Raw genomic sequence first — 20,933 nt, 5'->3', positions numbered from 1 at the left:
GACTTAATTGATTTAAAAGTTCATCAGCAGAATCAATTGGCAGAGCAGCAAAGTGTTCTTGTCCAGTTGGGTCAAATCCAAGCATTTAACTTTATAGGAAAAATGGTAACGGTTTCCGAATTAAAGTTAGTACAGCAGATTAAAGATTCTAAAGAATACAAAGGGTTATCATTTTCTAAAGATGGAAAAACGGAAACGGTTTCCACTTGGGAGCAGTTTTGTGACGCATACCTTGACTGTAGTGCCAAGATCACAAATGAAAGACTAACAAACCTTAGTACTTTTGGTGAGCAGTTTTTTGAACAGGCTCAAAAAATGAAGCTTGGTTATAGACATTTGCAATCATTAAGACAGCTTCCAGACGATCAGCAAACACTCGTTATCGAATCTGAAGCTGTGGAAGTCGGTAACAAAGAAGCAGTTCAAGAGCTAATCGACGAATTAAAGGCTAAGCATTCAAAGGAGAAAGACAAGTTARCRCAGGARCTGGACGCAACCGAGCGCATGCTCAAAGTATCTCGTGATTCTTCATCCAAAAAAGAAGAAGAAATCATCAAACTTAAAACTGAGTTAGAAAGCAAAAAGTTTAGTGCCGAACGCTGGAAAGGCGAAGCCAAAAGCTTTTTTGAAGCCTTGGCTAAAACCCAAAACCAAGTGCGTGAAGGGTTTAACCAAATGTTGGTGCTTAGTGAGCAACTTGAGACGGTAAAGATTGACGATAAAACCTATGATGCCGCTAAATCCGCGTTTTACGCCGACAGCAAAATTTTACTAACTCAACTTGCCCATGTGTGGAACGAGATACACCGCACCTATGGCGACTTAGACGATGCGCGCCCCAGTGGTGAGTGGCTGGCCGAAATGGGCTTCGAAGGTACAGAGGTGATGGAATGAATGCACTCACCCTAGAATACTGGGCCGAACAGCTAGACAACGCAGGCCACGGTCAGAAAGGCACAATCCGCGAGCAAGCGTGCAAAACGCTAGGACTGAGTAAAGACGCGTTATATCGCCGATTAAAAAGCCTTGGCTGGCAAAGTGGCAAAGCCAAACGCAGTGATGCAGGCACAACAGCGATGGACGATGAAGCCTTGAATATGCTGGTGGCCATTTTGAACCAAGGGGTACGTGATAATGGTAAGCGGATCATGGATGTTACTACGGCTAAATCAATCTTGGTTGCTAATGGTTATGCCTGTTTAAGCACCAGCCAGATCAGCCGTGTACTAGCTAAACGTAATGCCTCAGTTAGCGCGTTAGATAGAGCAACACCGCATGTTCAAATGCGCAGTTTAGCGCCTAATCATGTACATCAAGTAGACCCATCTTACTGCTTACTTTATTACCCGCCAGGTAAAAAAGGCAAAGTGCAGCGCTACGCAAATGACTCTGAGTTTTACGCAAATAAGCCAGAGAACTTAGAGCGCATAAAGCACTTACGAGTGTGGCGCTATGTATTGGTTGACCACAATAGCGGCATGATCCGCGTGCGTTATTACGAGTCAGCGGGTGAAACGCAGGCCAATATGTTCGACTTTTTAATGTGGTGTTGGAAGCAACATGACGGCTCGCCATTTATGGGCGTGCCACAAATTCTGTTATGGGATAAAGGCAGTGCCAACACAGGTAAAGCAATTACCAATGTATTAGATGCACTTAAAGTTAAAAACATACCCCATGAGGCTGGCAACCCACGCGCTAAAGGGGCTGTGGAAGTGGCAAACAACATTGTTGAAAAGCAATTTGAAAGCCGCATTTTGTTTGAACCGGTTAGCAGTGTTGACGAGCTAAACGAGTCGGTATGGGCATGGCAAGAGGCATTTAACGCCAACAAAATACCTGGCATGAACTGCAAGCATAGTCGGCACAAGCAAGCACGTTCAGATGTATGGCTAACCATATACCAACCACAAAACCGCGACTACCTGCGCATGCTGCCAGATGAGCAAATTTGCAGGTTACTACTGACCAAAACAGGTGAAACACGGAAGGTGAACGGTGATCTGGAAATCACTTATGTTCACCCACGAACCAAACAGCAGCACCGCTATGACGTTGGTGAACTGGAGCATGTACGTAACGGGATCACGGTTTCGGTTAGTCCAATTATTGTGGGTGATACGCCGGATTTATTAGTAGGTGTTACAACCCCCCTTGATGAAGTGGTGTATCACCAAGTTCAGCCAGCAGGTGTTGGTGAAGATGGCTTTAGGTTAGATGCCCCTGTAATTGGTGAAGAGCACATCCAAAACAAAGACACAGCGACTCAAAACGCAGCTAAAGCAGCGGATAGGCTCGCTTTTGAAAATCTCAGTGATGCAGAAATCAAGCAGGCTAAGAAGAAAAAGCTAGCTCCATTTGGGGGCGCTTTGGTCGCTCACACACACCTCAAAAATGTTGAGCACGACACCCGCATTGCGCCTAAGGGAGAAACTATTGAGCCAGACCACGCGATTGCTAAGCAAGTCGCCGAAGCCCCGCGCAAAGGCAAGGTGTTGGACTCGCTCGATTTACGCATGGTTGTCGCACAGCGTTTGGGTAGGCCGCTGCGTCCTAACGAAATTGATTGGCTGTATGGCCAAAGTATTGCTGAAACGGAAGTGTCAGCGGTTGTTGAACAGTTGCACCTAGGAATTGTGGAGACTCCAGTGCTGAAGATAGCGAGATAGCAGTTGAAAATAACAAAGCTTAGCCATGTGTTTGAAGTACTGGGAGTTAAGCAAGCCCAAGTAGTAAAAGCATTAGCCGCTAAAGGGCTGAAATTTAGCAAAGCTAGTTTAAGCCGTGTAGCAACACAAGCCGACTGGCCAAAAACTTGTGATAGCAAAGCGATTAAAGCAGCCATTGCAGAGTATTTAAAAGAACTCGGTGCAACCAGCGAGCAACTAACCGATTTGTTTACCTGGTATGAGCCAAACAAAAACGCACAACCTGAAGTTGAATATGAAGATCCGGAGCCTGAAATGCTAACAGCTAACGCAAAGAAGTTTTTTAAACTACGTCGTGACCCGTTTGAAAACGAGATAACGAGCGAGGATGACCTATTTTTGGTTGATGCCCACCGTATTATTTTAGAAGACATGCTAACGGCCGCGAACGCTGGCAGCATGATTGCACTCTATGGCGAGTGTGGAAGCGGCAAGACGATTATTCGCCGCACCTTTATACACCAAGTACAACAAGATCATCCTGATGTAATTTTGATCCAACCTGCACGATTAGACCGCCGCAAAATAACCGCAGAGTCTATCTCTACCGCTATTTGTAGAGCGCTACAAATCAAGCATAAACCAAGTGCTGAAGAGCGTGATGCTGCAATAGAAGAGGCATTGATTGAAAGCGCCAACAACGGCCATTTACACCTAATGGTAATTGATGAGGCACACGATTTAAGCGCTGATGTGATCAAGCTACTCAAGCGCATTTGGGAGTTAACGCACGGGTTTAGGCGGGTGATGGGGATTGTACTGATTGGCCAGTCGGAACTTGCCAAAAAGTTAAGCGGCCAGCACGTTCGTGAGTTTAGCTGGCGCTGCAATCAAATACGGATGCAGCCGCTAGGGATTTATGTTCCTCAGTATATTCGCCACAAGTTATCTCGCGTTGGTGTAGATGCTGACAAGATCTTTACCGAGGATGCCCTTAGCGCCATTCGCGGCAAGTGTATGGGGCGCATTCGCCACGGCATTGCATTGGATGATGCAGAGCTAGACCGCTCTTACCCACTCAATGTGAATACTTGGCTTGCTAAGGCCATGAATGCCGCCGCTCAAATTGGTGAGCAGCAGATCACAGAATCATTAGTTTTAAAGGTATAGCCATGAGTCAACAGGTAGAAATTCAATTAACGGGTATGGCGTTGGTTCAAGTGACTAAAACGGTCACCGTTTCACAAGAGCAGTCAAAGGCACTTTTAGCTGATGATGGCGCAATGCAACACCTTTTAGCCAGTGCTGTGAACGCGCCTGTAAAGGTTTGGGACAACGTTTTTGGTAAACGTGAGCTGATAGAAACAATTGAGCCTACAGGGGTTCGGTGTTTAACCACGCATTGCGGTTGGGTTGGGGAAGGCGTGAGCGTTTGCCCCAAATGCCAGGGCCAGCGTTTTCACAAATTTCAATCTATTCAACCAAGGTAGTAAGGGATCATCATGAATACACAAGACAATACAGCACGCACATTTTTAGCAAACCCGCGCGGTTATCAAGTCCCGCTAGACAAAATTGCAGCCCACGACATTGAAAAACACGACCTAGTAAATGGGTTTGTTGATGAGGCCAAGGCACTTTCAGAGCTGCATGATGAATTTAAGCGTAAAGTGTTTAAGAGTGTGAACACATTTATAGCTGATTTGTTTGCAAGCTATAACGTTGAGATAGGCGGAAATAAAGGCAATGTTACGTTAACCAGCTATGATGCCAAGCGCAAAGTAGAGGTTGGCGTTGCTGATCAGATCACGTTTGGCCCTGAGATAAATGTGGCAAAAGAACTCATCGACAAGGTGATCAATGAAAAGCTGGAAACACTAGGCGAAGACAAGCTACTACGCCAAATTGTACAAGATGCGTTTAGCACAAACAGTGATGGTAATTACAACAAGGCGCGGATCATGGCATTGCGTAAATACCGCCTAGCCAGCGATAGCGAAGACTGGGCCAACGCGATGCAGGCACTTGATGATGCAATCATCTTGTCCAGCACCAAAACCTACGTGCGCTTTTACGAGCGCAATGCGCTAGGTAGCTGGGTTCATATCCCATTGGTTAGTAAATCTCTATAAAGGTGGCATTATGTATTTATCAAAATCTAGATACATCCAACTTATTCATATTGCTAAAGGCCAGCTTGCTTGGGACGACGAGCTTTATCGTCAAGTATTAACTGATCTGACTAAAAAAAGCAGTTGCAAGGATATGAATGCAGGAGAGCTTAAAAAAGTCTTGGATCATATGAAAGGCAGGGGCTTTAAAGTCGAGGCTAAAAAGAGTGGTAAAGGTCGTAACTCGCCAATGACTCGTGACAAAGAGCCGGAGGATAAAACCCCGCTGGATAAACTGCGCCAGGTGTGGATAGAAATGGCTCATGCTGGCTTATTGCGCGATGGCTCTGAGCAAGCTTTATTGAAGTGGGCCAAAGGACAAGCCAAGCGGCTTAATAAAGGTGTTGCGGTGGAACGTTTAGAGTGGCTTCAGCCTAGTATGCTTCACTCGCTTATCGAACAGTTGAAGCAATGGCGTAAACGGTTGGAGGTAGAACATGGATAACTCATCAAGTCATAGAGCTGACGGTATGCTGTTAACTATTTTCGAGCTGGTTACTGAAGGCGTTAAAGCTCAGCTGGATGATGAAGCAGCCATTGCGCTTGGTCGTGATGTCGTGGATAGAATCCGGCATACATTTGGTGGTGAGTTGGTCTATGTATGTAAAGGGCGTTCGCTCGATGCGATCCTTACGAGCAATCAGATATGGGCTGAGTTTAACGGCAACAACCATGTGGAGTTGAGCAAGAAATATGATTGCTCGGTGCAGTGGGTTTATAACGTTGTTCGCACAATGACAAAGCTAAAACGGGCCGAGATCCAAGGCGACTTGTTTGATTCTAGCAAAGGTAAAGGCCCTAATGATGGAGAGCCGGAGTTATGTTAAGACCCGAAGATGAAATCACAGTAAACAAATGGCTGTTGTTGCTAGTACTCTTCACCTTTCTATTAATTGGTTTTGAATTTGGAAAAAGGCTATATATAGAAGAGCAATTGGAAACACCACAGCAAGCAGCACGAATAGGCCGAAATGGTGGCCCGTCAATTCCACCTACAAAACCCGAAACGCTACCTTTATATAAGGTAATTTGGGAGCTAATGAGTGAGGAAGAAAATGAAGAGTAATATAGCAGAGCAATTAGCCCCACATTATATAGCAGCGTTTTTATCAAAGTGTGGTTGTGAGACATTTGCAGATGTTGCGGAGGCAATGCAGGTGATGATCGATACAAGTAAAGAAACGCAAACTGCGTATGCACAGAATGGTGAGGCTCAAAAAGCGGTAACTGTTCCGTCTATTAATTAGCAAAACAAAAAAGCGGCGCAAATTTTTGAGCGCCGCTGATTTTCACAATATCAAACTCATTTTAAAATAGGCTCTCACTCAATCCCGAACTCTCCCACATATTCCCGTAGTTTTCGCACAATTAGCTATAGAGTTTTTGTACATTGGATCANCAATGCAGGTGATGATCGATACAAGTAAAGAAACGCAAACTGCGTATGCACAGAATGGTGAGGCTCAAAAAGCGGTAACTGTTCCGTCTATTAATTAGCAAAACAAAAAAGCGGCGCAAATTTTTGAGCGCCGCTGATTTTCACAATATCAAACTCATTTTAAAATAGGCTCTCACTCAATCCCGAACTCTCCCACATATTCCCGTAGTTTTCGCACAATTAGCTATAGAGTTTTTGTACATTGGATCAAAAAGCGTTCATCCATGAACTTCATCGATATTCGAACATCCATGTACATCAAAACCCGTTGCAGAGATGCAACGGTGGGGTATAGAGAGTCACGCGAGGTGAGCTCGAGCCCACCATATACATTGCTAGGGTGTGAAAAAACTCCAGGCGATAAAACGGCTTGTCTTATTACCTTGCTCCATCTCGATCACTTTTACTTGCTCTGCAGCGAACTGTTTAAGTTGCTGTTTAAGTGGTTTGACGTTGTCTTTATTAGAGATAAGGGAAGTAAACCAATAAACTTGCTCTTTGAAAGTGGCACTCTCAGAGATCATATCCAGTATAAAACGCTTTTCTCCACCTTCACACCATAACTCTTGAGCTTGGCCGCCAAAATTTAGCGAGGCTTGTGGTGCTCGGTTAAGGTTTTTCCACTTTCTTTGCGTGCCCTTGTTTGCATCTGCTTCACTGGCATGGAAGGGCGGGTTACACATTGAAAAATGATAAAACTGGTTTGCTTTTATTATTGTTTTAAAAAAGTGATTAGGCTGCTTTTGTTGCATCACTTTTACCGGCAACTTATTTAGTTCTGCGATGGTTTTGGCACACTTCACAGCAAGAGGATTGATGTCAGAGGCCACAAAGCGCCAGTTATATTCTCTTGATCCCAAGATGGGATAGATCAAATTGGCACCAGTGCCAATATCTACGCCTTGCACCTTATCTGGCAAGTTACTTTCATCTAACAGATCTTTCAACGCATGGATATAGTCTGCTCTGCCTGGAACCGGCGGGCATAAAAATTGTGCGGGGATATCCCAAACTTGTATATCGTAGTCTGATTTAAGCAATGCTTTATTTAACAGTTTTACGGCATCTGGATTAGTGAAGTCGATGCTTTTTATGCCATCAGCTCGGTTGTAAGTAAAATTCTTTAAAGCGGGTTCAATCGCTATAAGCTTGTCTAGATCATAGCCTGAATTATGCTTGTTTCTTGGGTGCACAGGATTCTTCGAATAAATAAAAAGGATTATAACACTTTTAATCGAACGCTTAAGTCTTGAATACTGGCTTTATCTTAGAGGCATATCAACCCTTTTATTTGCTTCGTTTAAGAGTTTACTTATCAATCAGTCAACTGGTACGATGAGGTTAGTGTTAAAAGAATAAAAACAAAGAAATGATAGAGCAAAAATCACTATTAGTAGATATAGCAGATGGACATAAACTCCACCTCAGATATATAGCAAAACCGGATAGTAGCGGCCCCGCTGTGTTTTTTATGCATGGTGCGGTTGAAAATGGCAAAATTTTTTATACTGAAAGTAATAAAGGGCTAGCGCCTTTTTTAGCTGAACACGGCTATCGCTGTTTTGTTGGTGATCTTCGTGGGCGAGGAGAGAGCATACCTAAAATCGACGCTGAAGCGGATTATGGTCAAACTGAATCAATCTTGCACGAAATCCCTGAAATGCTGAATTTTATCGAACGATATACCGGATCTAGAGCACAATATTGGATTGCGCATTCTTGGGGAGGAGTATTGATGAATAGTGTTTTTGCACGCTTTCCTGAAGAAATTCCGCATGTTAAAGCATGTGTTTATTTTGGCTCTAAGCGTAGTTTACATAACAATCACCCGAGCAAATTACTTAAAGCAAACCTGATATGGTTTAACGTTGCGCACTATTATTCGAAAAAGCATGGGTACTTACCTGCGAAGAGACTTGGTTGGGGAAGTGATGATGAGTCTTTAAAGTCACATGCACAAAGCGCTGACTGGGCACAGAAGCACCCATGGGTTGACTCGGATGACGGTTTTAATTATGCCGCGGTATTACAAGACATGACGTTGCCTCCAATCTTGCACATTGCTGGCGTTAAAGATAAAGCACTGGCACAACCTGTCGATATTCAAGCGTTTATTCGTGAATCTGGAAAGGGGATACAAGAACTCAGAATTTATGGAAAAAAGCACGGCCATCGGCACAATTATGGGCACATAGACATGTTAACCCATAAACATGCACGTGATGATCAGTTTAAAGATTTGCTGGCGTGGTTTGATCGCTTTGTGGTTGAGCAATCATCTTCTCAATAAATGCTTCATAGCGCTGCCACTTTTCCAGTGGCTGCGTACTGATTGGCTTTCTGACCTGCGCCTTACTTAGGGTATGCACCGGCTTTTTAGATTTGTGAAACTCCAAACATTCAGGTTCGTATTTTTGATATAAAAAGCTCAAGCATTGTTTGAGGGACTTTTCAGGCTCTGCAATAAGTTGTTCGTAACTGAGCGTAAAAATATCTCTTTTCATAAATTGGTTAAAATGTGACATCAAGTCGCTTTGCGCTTGCGCATACAAGGCAAATTCACTTAAAGAGCAAAAGTAGGGCTCGCTTTCGGCGAAATGATTACTGTAGACCGACCAGGCTGTTGCATTGAGGTTGCGAGTTAAATGAATAATTCGCGCCTCAGGGAAGAGCTTGTGGATTAAGCCCAGATTTTGAAAATTAGCTGGAAGTTTATTGATCACCACTTCTTCCGGCACTCGATGCCGCTTTATCTCGTCGACATAGAGTATGCGGCAATGATCTAACATAGAGTTACTTAGTTGGTCTAAACAACCTGGGAACTCTGAATTGTTGCGTTTACTGAGGTAAGGGACAATTTTATCGCTGATCACGGTATTCTCGCCTAGTGTACCAACATGTGAATGTTGCACTAGCATTTGTTCTAGGAGAGTCGAGCCAGTTCTTGGTAAACCAACAATAAAAACAGGGGTAAATGTTGTCTTAACCTTATCACTAGGTTTATCAAAAAACGCTTTGCCACAATACTTTTTGATTGATTCAAAAAATGGCAGCATGTCTACAGTACGAAACTCGCTCATCAGCAGCTGTGTATCATTCGCTAAAGCATAGTTATCTTGGGCTGCATTAAAGTTACCTAATTGTTCATGACACTTAGCTAGAGCATAGTGGACCACGGTTTTTAGTCTCGGTGCTTCAAACTCATTTTCCAATTTTTCTAAAATCGCTAAATATGTAGGTAATTCTTTGACTGAGGACATTTGTACCAGTTCGTACAGCATAAAGGCAGTCACTGTACTATGAGGACAATCTAACCCCGCTTTAAAGACATTTTTGGCTTGTTCAATAAAGCCATAGTCCAGATAAAATTGACCGAGTTGGTAATGGGCTTGGGCATTATGTTTTGCCACGCTTAAGGTGTATTCAAGTACGGTTTTTGCGTCAACCGGTGAACCTACGGCTAAAAATGCATCGGCCAATGCGAAGAGCGGCTCAAGCATTTTTGGTAAATGTTCGCAGGCTCTTTTTAAATAGTAGATTGCGTTATCATACTGCTCTAAACGCATGCAAATGCGGCCTAGACCAAATAGAGCTGGACCGTTGTTTGGTGACTGTTTTAGTACAGACTTGTACATAAACTCAGCTTCTCTAAGCTTGTTTTCGGCTAATAATTCGTTGGCTCGCTTTAATAACAACATGTTTGTATTCAAAATTAACTGCTTTGTTATATAGGATAAAAATAAAAAGGCGAAATAGCTAATGCTAGTTCGCCTTTGTTTCTGGGTTACAGTAAAAGTTAGAACGTATAGGTTGCTTTCACATAGTAGAAACCACCATTAATACCGTATGGTGAAGTTTCATAGTATTTGCCACCCCAGTTGTTATTTGGGATACCTGTAGCGTCAAAGAAGTCTAGTTCTTCAGCATCTTGGTCAAAGATATTATTTGCACCAACAGATAGACTGATCGAATCTGTTGCAAAGTAGGTAAGCTCTGCATCAAATGTGATTGTCGCGTCCGCTGTTTTTGCTGTTGCATCATAATCGACGTGAACGCCTTGGTATTCGCCAAAGTAGTTCATACGAACAAAACCTGAGAAGTTATCCCATTGCTGAGCCCAAGTTAATGTGCCTCTGTGCTTCGGTAAGTCGTTTTCTAAACGAGATACCTTGAAGTCACCTGTGATAGCAGAGAAGCGGTCTACTTCGGTTTCATTCCAGTTGTATGCGGCACTGAATGTTGCATAACCACCCAGCATATCCATAGAATAGTTACCAACTAAGTCGATACCTTGAGTCGTGGTATCGAAGTCGTTAGTGAAGAAGCTCACCTGCGCTAAGTTATCAACGTTAGGAACACCCGCTGCTTTAAGGGCTGCTTTGTCAGCATCACTTAAAACGATTTTTTCAGACTGGCTTAGACGGTCAGTTACTTCAATGTTGTAGTAATCTAACGTAATAAATAAGTCGCCAGAGCGATATACCGCACCTAGTGTGTAACTTTCTGACTCTTCAGGAGTCAATTCAGTACCACCAAGCTGCTCTGAAACAGGGTTTGTTGGTGGTAATAGTGCTGAATCTACCAATACACCACTGCTTAAGTTTGTCTGCACGTTAGACACGTTAGCTTGACCTACCGTTGGCGCGCGGAAACCGGTACTGATTGAACCACGAACCGAGAAGTCTTCGGTAACATGATATTGACCCGTGATCTTAAAGTTTGTAGTCGAACCAAATGAATCGTAATCTTCGTAACGAAGCGCCCATCCCATCATAAACTCTTCAGTAAATGGGGTCTCGATATCCACATAAGCAGCATAGTTACGACGAGTGTACTCTCCTGCTGCAGAAGGTTTGAAGCCTGGGAAACCATTTGAACCTATCCCAAAGCCTTGCTCAGTCAGTGGCCCTGCAATAAATGATGCTTCATCACCTGAAAGTACTTCAAATGTTTCTTCATGCCACTCAAGACCTGCTGCAACGTTTACATCGTAAGCTAGGTCAAAGTCATAGCCTTTTGACACGTCAAAGTTAAAATTCTTTTCCAGTTGGATGTATTTACCTGGGCTGAAGTCCATAGGCGTATCTGCGCCAAGTGAAGCGTTTACCGTGTTAGTGATGAAGTAACGTGATTCGTTACGACCAACCGAGCCACTTAAGTCCCAGTAACCCCCCTCCAAAAAGCCGTCTTTAAACTCACCTTCAACGCCGATAGTTAGAGAGGTATCAGTGATGTTACCACCGAAGTTTGGTGTAAATCCTGCTGGAAGGATCTGGTTGAATGCAAAACAGTTGGCAGCATCCAACTGCCCTAATGCTGTTGGATCTGGCAATCCATTGGCTTGAAGTTCAACTACCGGGCAGTCTAATTGTGCATCCAGGCCACCGTTTAACGCACCTACCAACACCGTTGGTGTTGCTGCGTCCCACAATTTTTGCTGTGCTTCATCTGTTGGGCTTCTTCTCATCGGCACACCATTAACGAGCCTGATTGTACCGCCATAAACACCTGGGCGAGTGGTAGGATTACGATAATAGAACCCACCTTTTACGTCCCGTTCTGAGTAGTTACCGAACATGTAAAAGTGGGCATTATCTGTAACGTCTACACCAACATTACCGAAAATACTGATATCGTCTTTGATTTCTGGTGCACCCCAAATTTGTGCAGGATCTGCAACACCTTCTAAGCCAGCCCCCGCAAATGCTGCTGCATCAGGACGCTGAACACTGCGGCTAGTCGCATCCGCTTCTTTGTACTGAAAGCTTAAGTTAGCAAATCCATCATCCGTAAATGGCAAACCTACGTTACCTTCGATAACCGTCGTGTCGCCGTCACCTTCGTAGTATTCACCTTGACGAATAGAGAACGAGCCCCCTTCGCTAGCGTCTTTAAGTACAAAGTTCATTACACCCGCGATTGCATCTGAACCGTACTGCGCGGCAGCACCGTCGCGAAGTACCTCCACCTGTTTGAGCGCGATACTAGGGATCACTGAAATATCAGGACCTTGAGCACCGTCGTTAATACCGCCACCTAAAAAAGCAATAACCGATGAACGGTGGCGACGCTTACCATTTAACAAAATCAGCGTACTGTCCGCAGGCAATCCGCGTAAGTTAGCTGGCCTTACTAGAGTCGCTGCATCACTGATTGGGTTTGCATGTACGTTCAAAGATGGTACAGATCCTTTCAGTAATTCCAGCATGTCAGAGCCCGCAGCTTTCGACATATCTTCAGCACCGATGATGTCAATTGGTACTGGTGACTCGCCTACAGAGCGAGGAGCAGCCCGGGAGCCAACTACCGCGATTTTTTCAATTTTTTCATCTGCTTTTGCTTGGTTGGCTTCTTCAGCCATTGCGGTGGTAGTAAGAAGTGAGGTTGTTGCTGCTGAAGCGAGCGCGAAGCGAATTGCACGGCGCACCGTGTTACTTTTTAGTTTCATCCTGTTTCCCCAGTTGATTGTTGTTGTCATACCAATAAAAAAGGCTATTTATAATATTTTTACCTTTAATACACATATAATTTAATTTGCTATGTGTTGGCAAGCGCTTTTTTAAAATTAGCAGTGATTTCTGAAACTGCAACTTTCTTAATAACTTTTTGTTTAGGCTAAGAAGAATTGCAAAGGTTGAATGATAAGTTATTGTTGAAGATGAACTTTTGGACGGTTTAACTAGTTTTGAAGAGAAACACCCAGTTGCTTATAATTTGTTGTTACAAAGTTTAGCGAGATTACGGAAATTTCATTATTCAGTTTTTGTAGATTAATTGAGCAATGCTAGGTGCTAGTCTTTGTGTGAGTGATTATTGTACAGTTTTGTGTGGTAATTGAGGTTGATTTTGTTCTAGTTCGTTGTTTTGCACACTTTACGTATAACTTTACTCGTTAGAATAGCTAATTTGTACCAATGGCTAATAGCTAAAGTGCTAAAAATTTTGATAGACTCTGGACAACACTATCTTTGAGTTTATTAATGAAACTGATCAAAGTTGTCCATAAAGCACCGATGCGCGTTGCTCGGATCAGTAAACGCAGACAGCAAATAAGATTGCGCAGAGCAATGATTGCGCTCAAATGCGCACTAGAACAAGAGAAACAAGAAACGAAAGAAATGCTTGAGATATACAAGCGATATACTTTGGGGCGAGCGCATAAGGCTGAGCTAAAAACAGCAAACGCCCAACTTGTGGATATTCTCAAAGGATTAGGATTGGGTGTGTTTGCCGTTTTACCTTTTGCCCCCATTACCATTCCGATAATCGTAAAGGTCGGTCAATTAGTGGGCGTGGATGTTTTGCCTAGCTCATTCAACTTGAAAAAAAAGCCAACAAAAACCGAGGAACAGTGAATTTTCTTTTTAGCCTTGGTAATCTAAGTATGAACATAATAAATTTGAGGCCTACATGAACAACCTACTCGTTCACTCTGCGAAGGGTACACCCATTTCTATCTTCTCTGCTGCAGAATTAGCGTCATGGCAAGCGCAGCAGTCAAGTACGACACAGCTTTTCGTAAAAACCGCACAACTTCAATCGCAAAAAAATATTCTTATTCCGAATGCTGATTCTGGAGAAGTAGAGCGAGTTATTGTTATTGCTGAAGACGATGATTTTTGGCTATTGGGCGATCTTGCAAAGCAGTTACCAAAAGGCACTTATTTTATTGATATCGCTTCAGAGCAAGTTGAGAGCCACGCTATTGCGTTTTTACTGGGGGCGTATCAATTTTCTGCTTATAAAGAATTGCCAGCGATTGTCGCAAAGCTTGCTATCGAAGATGCTGATATATATGCCAAAGTAAAAGCGGCTGTCGAGTCTATTAATCTTGCAAGAGATCTAGTAAACACACCGGCTGCCGATATGATGCCTCAGCACATGGCTGAAGTAATGGAAGAACTTGCCGAGCAATATGGCGCATCATTTGAACAAATCATTGGTGATGAGTTATTAGAGCAAAACTACCCAACAATCCACATGGTGGGCCGTGCGAGTGACAATGCTCCGCGTTTGCTTGACTTACGTTGGGGTAATGAAAACCACGCAAAACTTACGTTAGTTGGTAAAGGCGTATGTTTTGACTCTGGTGGTTTGGACTTAAAACCTGCGTCTGGAATGCGTAATATGAAAAAAGACATGGGCGGAGCGGCTCATGTTATCGCGTTGGCCAATATGATTATGGCGGCAAAACTGCCTGTAAGATTACGCGTACTTATCCCAGCGGTAGAAAATGCGGTTTCTCGCAATGCCTTTAGGCCAGGTGATGTGATCAAAACACGTAAAGGTATTACGGTTGAAATTGACAATACCGATGCCGAAGGACGCTTGGTTTTATGCGACGCATTGGCAGAAGCGCAAACAGAAGCGCCTGAGCTATTGATTGATTTCGCAACCTTGACTGGTGCGTGTCGCGTTGCACTTGGCACTGAACTGCCTGGTTTTTATTCTACAGATCAAGCGATTGCTTCTGAGCTAATGGAAATTGGTCTGGGTAATGCGGATCCTATTTGGCAACTGCCTTTGTTTGATCAGTATAAGGCGCTGTTCAAGAGCGATATCGCCGATATTGCTAACTGTGGTTCGACGCCGTTTGGTGGTTCAATAACAGCTGCACTGTATCTAAAAGAATTTGTTGAGCCAGCCACGACACCTTGGCTACATTTTGATGTGATGGCTTGGAACGTGAGAGCGTTACCGGGTAGACCTGTTGGTGGTGAAGCATTGGGTCTTAGAACCATGTTTAGTTATCTTGAGAAAAAGTTCAGCTAATCACAATCACAGAGCCTGAAATCTATGAAAAACCCAGCTACGTAAGCTGGGCTTTTAGTTTGTCTAATAACCGAATTGGTATAATTAATTTTAGATTAGTTTTACTGCTTTTCAGGAATGTTTTCTAAGATCCCTTTCATTTGCTGCCAATATAGGCCAACGCTTGAAATTTCTACTTTTTCCTCGGGAGAGTGTGGAAATTTGATGGTTGGACCAAAAGAAATCATATCCATGTTCGGGTAAGGTTCTTTGAACAAACCACATTCAAGACCAGCATGAATAACCATAATATGTGGCTTTTCACCGTAGATTGATTCATACATATCACGGAAAATAGCTAATACTTCTGAGCTTGGATCAGGTTTCCAGCCTGGGTAAGCACCACTAAATTCAATGTCTGCTTGTGTCAGCTCAGCCAGTGAACGCAACATACCCTCGACATCACTGCGACCAGAATCAATTAATGAACGGATCAAACATAGGACTTCTAAACTGTTATCTGTAGTAGAAATTACACCCATATTAAGTGAGGTTTCAACAACACCTGGAATATCGTCGCTCATGCGTACAACACCATTAGGGCAAGCATTGAGAAGCGCTAATACTTTGCTTTCAGAAGCTTGGCTCATTGGCAACGTGGTACTTTTTGAGGTGCTGAGCGCAAATGTGATCCCGGTTTCTATGGCACATAATTCTTGCTTAATGATGGTTTCATAAGCTTCAATCAGCGCCTGGAACTCGCTTATTTGCGTTTCATCAAAACTAATGACAGCGTATGCTTCGCGCGGAATTGCATTGCGTAGGGAGCCGCCTCTGATCTCGATAAGTCTTAGATCAAAGTCTGCAATATGGTGTTTTAAGAATCTTGCGAGCAATTTATTAGCGTTTGCACGACCAGTGTGAATGTCGACGCCAGAGTGTCCGCCGCGTAAGCCTTTTAGAGACAGCTCAAAGATTTGATGGTGTTTAGGCAACGCTTCTCGCACGAGTTGTAGAGTTAAGGATGCATCTACACCACCTGCGCAACCCATATAGATTTCGCCTTCTTGCTCTGAATCGGTGTTGAGCAGAATTTCTCCTTCTAACCAGCCAGATTGCAAACCAAACGCGCCGCTCATGCCTGCTTCTTCATCAACGGTGAGTAACACCTCAAGTGGACCGTGTTTGATATCGTCAGCGTCTAATACGGCCAAACATGATGCCATGCCGATACCATTGTCTGCACCTAATGTAGTGCCAGTTGCAGTTACCCAATCATTATCAACATATGGTTTGATTGGATCGGTAACGAAGTCGTGTGCTGTATCGTCATTCTTTTGTGGCACCATATCAATGTGTGCTTGTAGTACAACAGGCTTACGATTTTCCATGCCACTTGTTGCAGCTTTTTTGATGAACACATTACCAGTGTTATCACGACGTACGTCTAAATTTTTGCTTTTAGCCCAGTCAACAATAAAGCTTGCTAGCGCTTCTTCGTGTTTTGAAGGGTGGGGAATGGTACAAATTTGGTCAAAAAACTTCCAAATTGCTTGTGGTTCTAATTGACTGATCTCGGTATGCGCTTTGAGCACAATAAACTCCTTGGATGAGCGATAATAATATTGCAATATTACCACCCACCCAAGGGCAAGATCGAGCAATTAACCTTAATTCGGGAGAGTAGGTTAGTTATTGAGCTTGACTCGCGGCCACTGCTGGTGCAATCAACTCAAGACCTGTTTTATCGCAATCAGGTAAACGTGCATCCGACATCGCAATTGGGGTCGTTCTTTCTCCCCATTTTAAATAGCTCGCAGCCCAGGTTAATCCAGCGCCAAATGCCGCCGACATAATATTAGCGTGTGGCTTAATAAGACCACTTTCGACAGCTTCACACAGTGCAATTGCAATTGTTGCAGCTGAGGTATTACCGTACTTGTCGATATTGACCATGACTTTATCATCTGAAATTTCCAAACGATTTTGGATCGCTTGAATGATACGAAGATTTGCCTGGTGCGGGATAAGTACATCAATGTCTTCTAGTGATAGCTGTGCTTGGTTGAGTACATCATCACATGCTTCACTCATACCTTTTACAGCACGCTTGAAGATTTCACGTCCCTCAAAAGAGAGGTCAGAAGGTCCGGTGCCTGCACAGCGGTCCATATCGGTACCATAGTTTGGAATGTGTAATATACTTCTGTCAGTGCTATCACAGCCAGTTTTGGTGCCTAATAGGCCGGTTGGTTCCTCACTTGCTTCAAGCACGACAGCACCAGCACCGTCGCCAAATAATACCGCGCTGTCGCGCTTTGCCCAGTTTACATACCAAGTCATACGCTCAGCTGCAACAATGACTGCTCTTTTAATCATACCGGCTTGGATCTGTGCGGTGGCATTTTGTAATGCATACAAAAAGCCCGAACAGGCCGCATTGGTATCACATGCTGCAGCACCCACGGCTCCAATATTCTTTTGTACTAAAGAAGCTGTATTTGCCACCATAGTTGACGGGGTGCAGGTTGCAAGTAGAACAAGATCGATGTCTTTACCTTCAAGTCCTGCACATGCCAAAGCGTGTTGGCTTGCAACCGTTGCAAGTTCGGCAGTGCTAACATGACTAACGCGTCTGGATTTTATACCTGTTCTTGTACTTATCCATTCATCATTGGTATCAACGATGGTGCTAATTTCATCATTACTGATGCTCGCTGGTGGAATGCACTTACCCCAGCCCGTGATTTTTGCATAAACCATAGTGTCTCTTATTCTAATCCGACCAGTTGGCCAATTTTTTATTTATACCAAATCCTTCACAGTATTGCCATAAAAGCGAAGCTGTGGCTTGTAAAACGGCGATATAACTGAGTTCGATCACACCTATTTTCGCTAGATTAGGTATAATTCTTTTATCTTAGCTTAGCTTCTTATATTTTCATGAAAATTGCGTTTTCTCCCAGCTCTGCATTGGGTCAACTGTTGTTGTTGCGATCTGTGGCAATCATCATTCAAATAGTGATGCTCGCTATCGCAGCTCTAGTTTTTGGTAAACAATTTGATTTTGTTGCAGTGGTTGGAGTGGTGGCAGCGGAGTCGGTATTTCAGCTATTAAGTATTTACGCCTACCGTAACACAAAAGAAGCCGCGTCTATTGGTATGACAATGCAATTGTTGGCGGACATTTTGTTTCTTACTATTTTGTTGGACCTGACGGGTGGAGCGACCAATGCGTTTGTGTCCTTGCTGGTATTGCCAACGGTTATTGCAGCAGTAACTATTCCAACTATCAACATGTTGATGGTGTCGGCTGGGGCGATTGGGGCTTATCTTTATCTTTATATAAAAATGTCTCATGAACATGTCCACCATATGGACATGAGCACTCACTTGCTCGGGATGTTAGTTAACTTTACTTTCACTATTATAGTCGTTGTTACCGTGGTGAGCATATTGGTAAAGCAAAATCGAAAAAAAGAGCGGGCAATTGCCATGTTACGAGAGCAGCAGCTACAGCAAGAGCAATTAATCGCATTAGGTAGTGCGGCCGCACAAGCAACCCATCAACTCGCCACGCCAATCGCACATTTGGCGCTATTACACGAAGAGCTGGAGGAGTCGTATCCAAAAGATCCATGTGTTCAAGAAATGTCGGAACCTCTTGGGAAATGTAAGGAGCAGCTTAATGTCTTTAGAGAATTCACTGAGTATTTAAAGTCAGCGTCTAAACAAATGATAACTGCAGAGCATCTTGCAGAGCAGTTAAAAGAATTAACGAATTTACAATTTCCACGGCAGCATTTTCGATTCGATATTACTAATGTTCAGGGGGGGCTGTGCGATGATCCTATGTTGATGCCTTCGATTTTGAACCTTATTAGTAACGGTGTGCGAGCAAATGAGCAAGCAAAACAGACGGACATAGAGGTGATATTTACCTCCGAGCCGACTGAGCATGTGATAACCATTCTTGATAAAGGTGAGGGAATAGCAGAAGAAAGGCTAGCGCAGCTGGGGCACAATGTAGTGAATAGTGAATCTGGGCTTGGCATGGCGGTACTGCTTAGTCATGCGACAATTGAACGGCTTGGTGGACATCTGCTTATTGAAAGCGACGTTACCGATGGGACAAAATGTACGATTAAACTACCAAGGGTGAGTGATGAAGTTACTGCTTGTTGAAGATGACGTGCCTTACGCACAAACATTGATGAGGCGCTTGGAAAAACAAGACTTTGGTGTTGAACACGTCACTTTAATTGAAGATATGCAGGTGGCTTGTAAACGAGAAGCTTTCGACTACATATTGTTGGATATGAAGCTGGGTGAGGCCAACTCAATAAACTTCATAACACAAATCAAGCAGCTCAATCCAAGCGCTCGCATTGTATTATTAACGGGTTATGCTAGCATTGCAACTGCAGTTGAGGCGATAAAATTGGGTGCTGATGACTACCTAACTAAGCCAGCAAGTACCAGTTTGATAGTACAAACGCTATTGGGAGAGAAAACTCAAGAAATCGTAGAAGAAGTCATGTCTCCAGAACGACTTGAGTGGGAACATATTCAGCAAGTTCTAAAGGCAAACGAAGGTAATATTTCTGAAACTGCACGGCAACTTAATATGCACCGAAGAACGCTGCAGAGGAAATTACAAAAGAAACCTGTTTATAAGTAGGTTTTCACTTATACTCATTATTAAATAAAATGAAATATGCTGAGTTAGTCGATGATATTCTCATTTGAAGCATTGAACCTTTGGGCAATTATTCTCGCCGCTTTGTCTTCCTTTATGTTAGGTGGTATTTGGTATTCGCCTATGCTGTTCCAAAAAACATGGATGGAGGGGTGTGGGTTGACAGAGCTTGACTTACAAACGAGCGATCCCAAGATGACTTTTGGCGTCGCATTTCTGTTATCTTTGTTGTCCGCTGTGTTTATGGCTGTGATGCTTGATCTATCGCTCTCTTTGTTAGCGGCTACCGGAGTTGGGCTTGGTGTGGGAGTTTTTTTCGTCGCCTGTTCATTAGGAATAAGCTATATATTTGAGCAGCGCCCGATGAAACTGTTTTTAGTCAACGGTGGCTATCATGTGTTACAGTTTACGCTCATTGCATTTGTACTTAGGATCATGAGCTAACTCGGTATGGCAAAACCCAATAAAAAAGGCCCTGTTAGAACCGTCGATATTTATTGTTCTGGATGCCGCCAGCAGCTATTTAAGTATCGTAAGGGAGGCAAGGGCAGCCTCGTCAAATGTTTTAAAGAACGGATCACCCAGGACTTTACCACCAACCAAGTAAACTGCCCCAATTGTGAGCAAGAGTTTGCCCGGGATACATTAGTGAGAGGTGCGCCAGCACTGAAAATGATTGGTGGCAAGGTCACCTTCAAGTAGTTATTACTTCAATTCTTATTGCTCACCTTTTTTTGTTATCAGACAAATGTCCTGTCTTGAATTTCCCAGTTTGTTACTATTTCGCCGTTTGGCTTTGCTGTTTCAATGAATGAAAATGACCCTTCCCATGGAACTGGGCCAGCCTATTGGGTCTTGCTAAATGGAAAAAACATGATCGATTTAATGTTCGATATCATCGGTATGACAGGCACTTTCTTGGTTGTTGGTGCATTCTTTATGCTACAGCTGGAAAAGGCATCTCCCGATAGTTTAACGTATAACTTGATGAATTTAAGTGGTGCGATCCTACTACTGATTAGTCTTTGTTATAACTTTAACCTTGCAAGCTTTGTGATAGAGTTATTTTGGATCGCAGCGTCTTTAATTGGTTTATTTAAATATTTCAAAGCGAGAAAGTTGGCATCTGCTTAGGGTCTAAAAGAAAAGGCTAATCAAAAACTTGCGTAGTGGCTAGGAGCAAGTATTATTAAGTTAATCATATGCTGCTACGTAGGTTAGAGTAA

General features: G+C 43.3%; 22 protein-coding genes. 17 read left to right on the top strand and 5 right to left on the bottom strand.

Annotated elements, in window-relative coordinates:
* From DS891_RS07655 to DS891_RS07615, 9 genes are all read left to right on the top strand, one after another.
* Nucleotides 1-894: hypothetical protein (locus DS891_RS07655; protein WP_217448599.1), on the top strand; the 894-nt coding region annotated here is incomplete at its 5' end.
* Nucleotides 891-2,669 (top strand): DDE-type integrase/transposase/recombinase, encoded by a 1,779-nt coding sequence (locus DS891_RS07650; RefSeq protein ID WP_174169388.1) that lies wholly within the window; start codon nt 891-893, stop codon nt 2,667-2,669. The genes DS891_RS07655 and DS891_RS07650, both read left to right, overlap by 4 nt.
* A gap of 3 nt (nt 2,670-2,672) precedes the next feature.
* Nucleotides 2,673-3,818: an ExeA family protein gene (locus tag DS891_RS07645; protein ID WP_174169387.1), complete on the top strand. Its 1,146-nt coding sequence runs from the start codon at nt 2,673-2,675 to the stop codon at nt 3,816-3,818.
* Nucleotides 3,819-3,820: 2 nt separating this feature from the next.
* On the top strand, nt 3,821-4,138 hold the full coding sequence (locus DS891_RS07640) for a hypothetical protein (protein WP_174169386.1): 318 nt from the start codon (nt 3,821-3,823) through the stop codon (nt 4,136-4,138).
* Between the two features lie 12 nt (nt 4,139-4,150).
* On the top strand, nt 4,151-4,780 hold the full coding sequence (locus tag DS891_RS07635; RefSeq protein WP_138521764.1) for a DUF3164 family protein: 630 nt from the start codon (nt 4,151-4,153) through the stop codon (nt 4,778-4,780).
* Between the two features lie 10 nt (nt 4,781-4,790).
* A complete protein-coding gene (locus tag DS891_RS07630) occupies nt 4,791-5,264 on the top strand; it encodes a gp16 family protein (protein WP_174169385.1) in 474 nt (157 codons plus the stop codon).
* Nucleotides 5,257-5,646: a Mor transcription activator family protein gene (locus tag DS891_RS07625; RefSeq protein ID WP_128732623.1), complete on the top strand. Its 390-nt coding sequence runs from the start codon at nt 5,257-5,259 to the stop codon at nt 5,644-5,646. The genes DS891_RS07630 and DS891_RS07625 overlap by 8 nt, the downstream gene beginning before the upstream one ends.
* Entirely contained in the window at nt 5,640-5,885 is a 246-nt protein-coding gene (locus DS891_RS07620) for a hypothetical protein (RefSeq protein WP_174169384.1), read from the top strand. Before DS891_RS07625 ends, DS891_RS07620 begins: the two co-directional genes overlap by 7 nt.
* A complete protein-coding gene (locus DS891_RS07615; protein WP_010604434.1) occupies nt 5,875-6,066 on the top strand; it encodes a hypothetical protein in 192 nt (63 codons plus the stop codon). Before DS891_RS07620 ends, DS891_RS07615 begins: the two co-directional genes overlap by 11 nt.
* 526 nt (nt 6,067-6,592) lie before the next feature.
* On the opposite strand, the gene rlmF is transcribed toward DS891_RS07615, so the two are convergent.
* On the bottom strand, nt 6,593-7,450 hold the full coding sequence (rlmF, locus tag DS891_RS07610) for a 23S rRNA (adenine(1618)-N(6))-methyltransferase RlmF (RefSeq protein ID WP_174169383.1): 858 nt from the start codon (nt 7,448-7,450) through the stop codon (nt 6,593-6,595).
* Nucleotides 7,451-7,626: 176 nt separating this feature from the next.
* On the opposite strand from rlmF, the gene DS891_RS07605 reads away from it, so the two are divergent.
* Nucleotides 7,627-8,547, top strand: coding sequence for an alpha/beta hydrolase (locus tag DS891_RS07605; protein ID WP_174169382.1), 921 nt, complete (start codon nt 7,627-7,629; stop codon nt 8,545-8,547).
* Here DS891_RS07605 and DS891_RS07600 read toward each other — a convergent pair.
* Together DS891_RS07600 and DS891_RS07595 are read right to left on the bottom strand one after the other, a co-directional pair.
* Complete coding sequence (locus DS891_RS07600) at nt 8,489-9,955, bottom strand: sulfotransferase (protein WP_174169405.1); 1,467 nt, start codon at nt 9,953-9,955, stop codon at nt 8,489-8,491. The two genes, DS891_RS07605 and DS891_RS07600, sit on opposite strands and share 59 nt — an antisense overlap.
* 98 nt (nt 9,956-10,053) lie before the next feature.
* A complete protein-coding gene (locus DS891_RS07595) occupies nt 10,054-12,705 on the bottom strand; it encodes a TonB-dependent siderophore receptor (RefSeq protein WP_174169381.1) in 2,652 nt (883 codons plus the stop codon).
* A 532-nt stretch (nt 12,706-13,237) separates the two neighbouring features.
* Here DS891_RS07595 and DS891_RS07590 point away from each other — a divergent pair.
* Both DS891_RS07590 and DS891_RS07585 read left to right on the top strand, forming a co-directional pair.
* On the top strand, nt 13,238-13,612 hold the full coding sequence (locus tag DS891_RS07590) for a hypothetical protein (protein WP_102057897.1): 375 nt from the start codon (nt 13,238-13,240) through the stop codon (nt 13,610-13,612).
* A 55-nt stretch (nt 13,613-13,667) separates the two neighbouring features.
* On the top strand, nt 13,668-15,029 hold the full coding sequence (locus DS891_RS07585; protein WP_010605204.1) for a M17 family metallopeptidase: 1,362 nt from the start codon (nt 13,668-13,670) through the stop codon (nt 15,027-15,029).
* Between the two features lie 101 nt (nt 15,030-15,130).
* Here DS891_RS07585 and DS891_RS07580 read toward each other — a convergent pair whose 3' ends face one another.
* Together DS891_RS07580 and DS891_RS07575 are read right to left on the bottom strand one after the other, a co-directional pair.
* On the bottom strand, nt 15,131-16,603 hold the full coding sequence (locus tag DS891_RS07580) for an aminoacyl-histidine dipeptidase (RefSeq protein WP_174169380.1): 1,473 nt from the start codon (nt 16,601-16,603) through the stop codon (nt 15,131-15,133).
* A gap of 97 nt (nt 16,604-16,700) precedes the next feature.
* Entirely contained in the window at nt 16,701-17,771 is a 1,071-nt protein-coding gene (locus DS891_RS07575; protein ID WP_010605206.1) for a ketoacyl-ACP synthase III, read from the bottom strand.
* 237 nt (nt 17,772-18,008) lie between these two features.
* On the opposite strand from DS891_RS07575, the gene DS891_RS07570 reads away from it, so the two are divergent.
* The 5 genes from DS891_RS07570 to DS891_RS07550 all read left to right on the top strand — a co-directional run bounded on the left by DS891_RS07570 (nt 18,009) and on the right by DS891_RS07550 (nt 20,841).
* Nucleotides 18,009-19,193, top strand: a complete 1,185-nt coding sequence (locus tag DS891_RS07570; RefSeq protein ID WP_227387841.1) for an ATP-binding protein — start codon at nt 18,009-18,011, stop codon at nt 19,191-19,193.
* Nucleotides 19,174-19,689 carry a response regulator transcription factor gene (locus DS891_RS07565; protein ID WP_010605208.1) on the top strand — a complete coding sequence of 172 codons (516 nt, stop codon included), beginning with the start codon at nt 19,174-19,176 and terminating at the stop codon, nt 19,687-19,689. The genes DS891_RS07570 and DS891_RS07565 overlap by 20 nt, the downstream gene beginning before the upstream one ends.
* A 51-nt stretch (nt 19,690-19,740) precedes the next feature.
* Nucleotides 19,741-20,151 (top strand): DUF1761 domain-containing protein, encoded by a 411-nt coding sequence (locus tag DS891_RS07560; RefSeq protein WP_010605209.1) that lies wholly within the window; start codon nt 19,741-19,743, stop codon nt 20,149-20,151.
* A gap of 6 nt (nt 20,152-20,157) precedes the next feature.
* Nucleotides 20,158-20,409 carry a hypothetical protein gene (locus DS891_RS07555; protein WP_010605210.1) on the top strand — a complete coding sequence of 84 codons (252 nt, stop codon included), beginning with the start codon at nt 20,158-20,160 and terminating at the stop codon, nt 20,407-20,409.
* Nucleotides 20,410-20,580: 171 nt separating this feature from the next.
* Nucleotides 20,581-20,841 carry a hypothetical protein gene (locus DS891_RS07550; RefSeq protein WP_010379248.1) on the top strand — a complete coding sequence of 87 codons (261 nt, stop codon included), beginning with the start codon at nt 20,581-20,583 and terminating at the stop codon, nt 20,839-20,841.
* Nucleotides 20,842-20,933 lie beyond the last annotated feature (92 nt).

This window comes from Pseudoalteromonas sp. JC28 (assembly GCF_013319255.1).
Lineage (GTDB): Bacteria > Pseudomonadota > Gammaproteobacteria > Enterobacterales > Alteromonadaceae > Pseudoalteromonas.
This window is presented reverse-complemented; position numbering and strand designations above follow the sequence as displayed.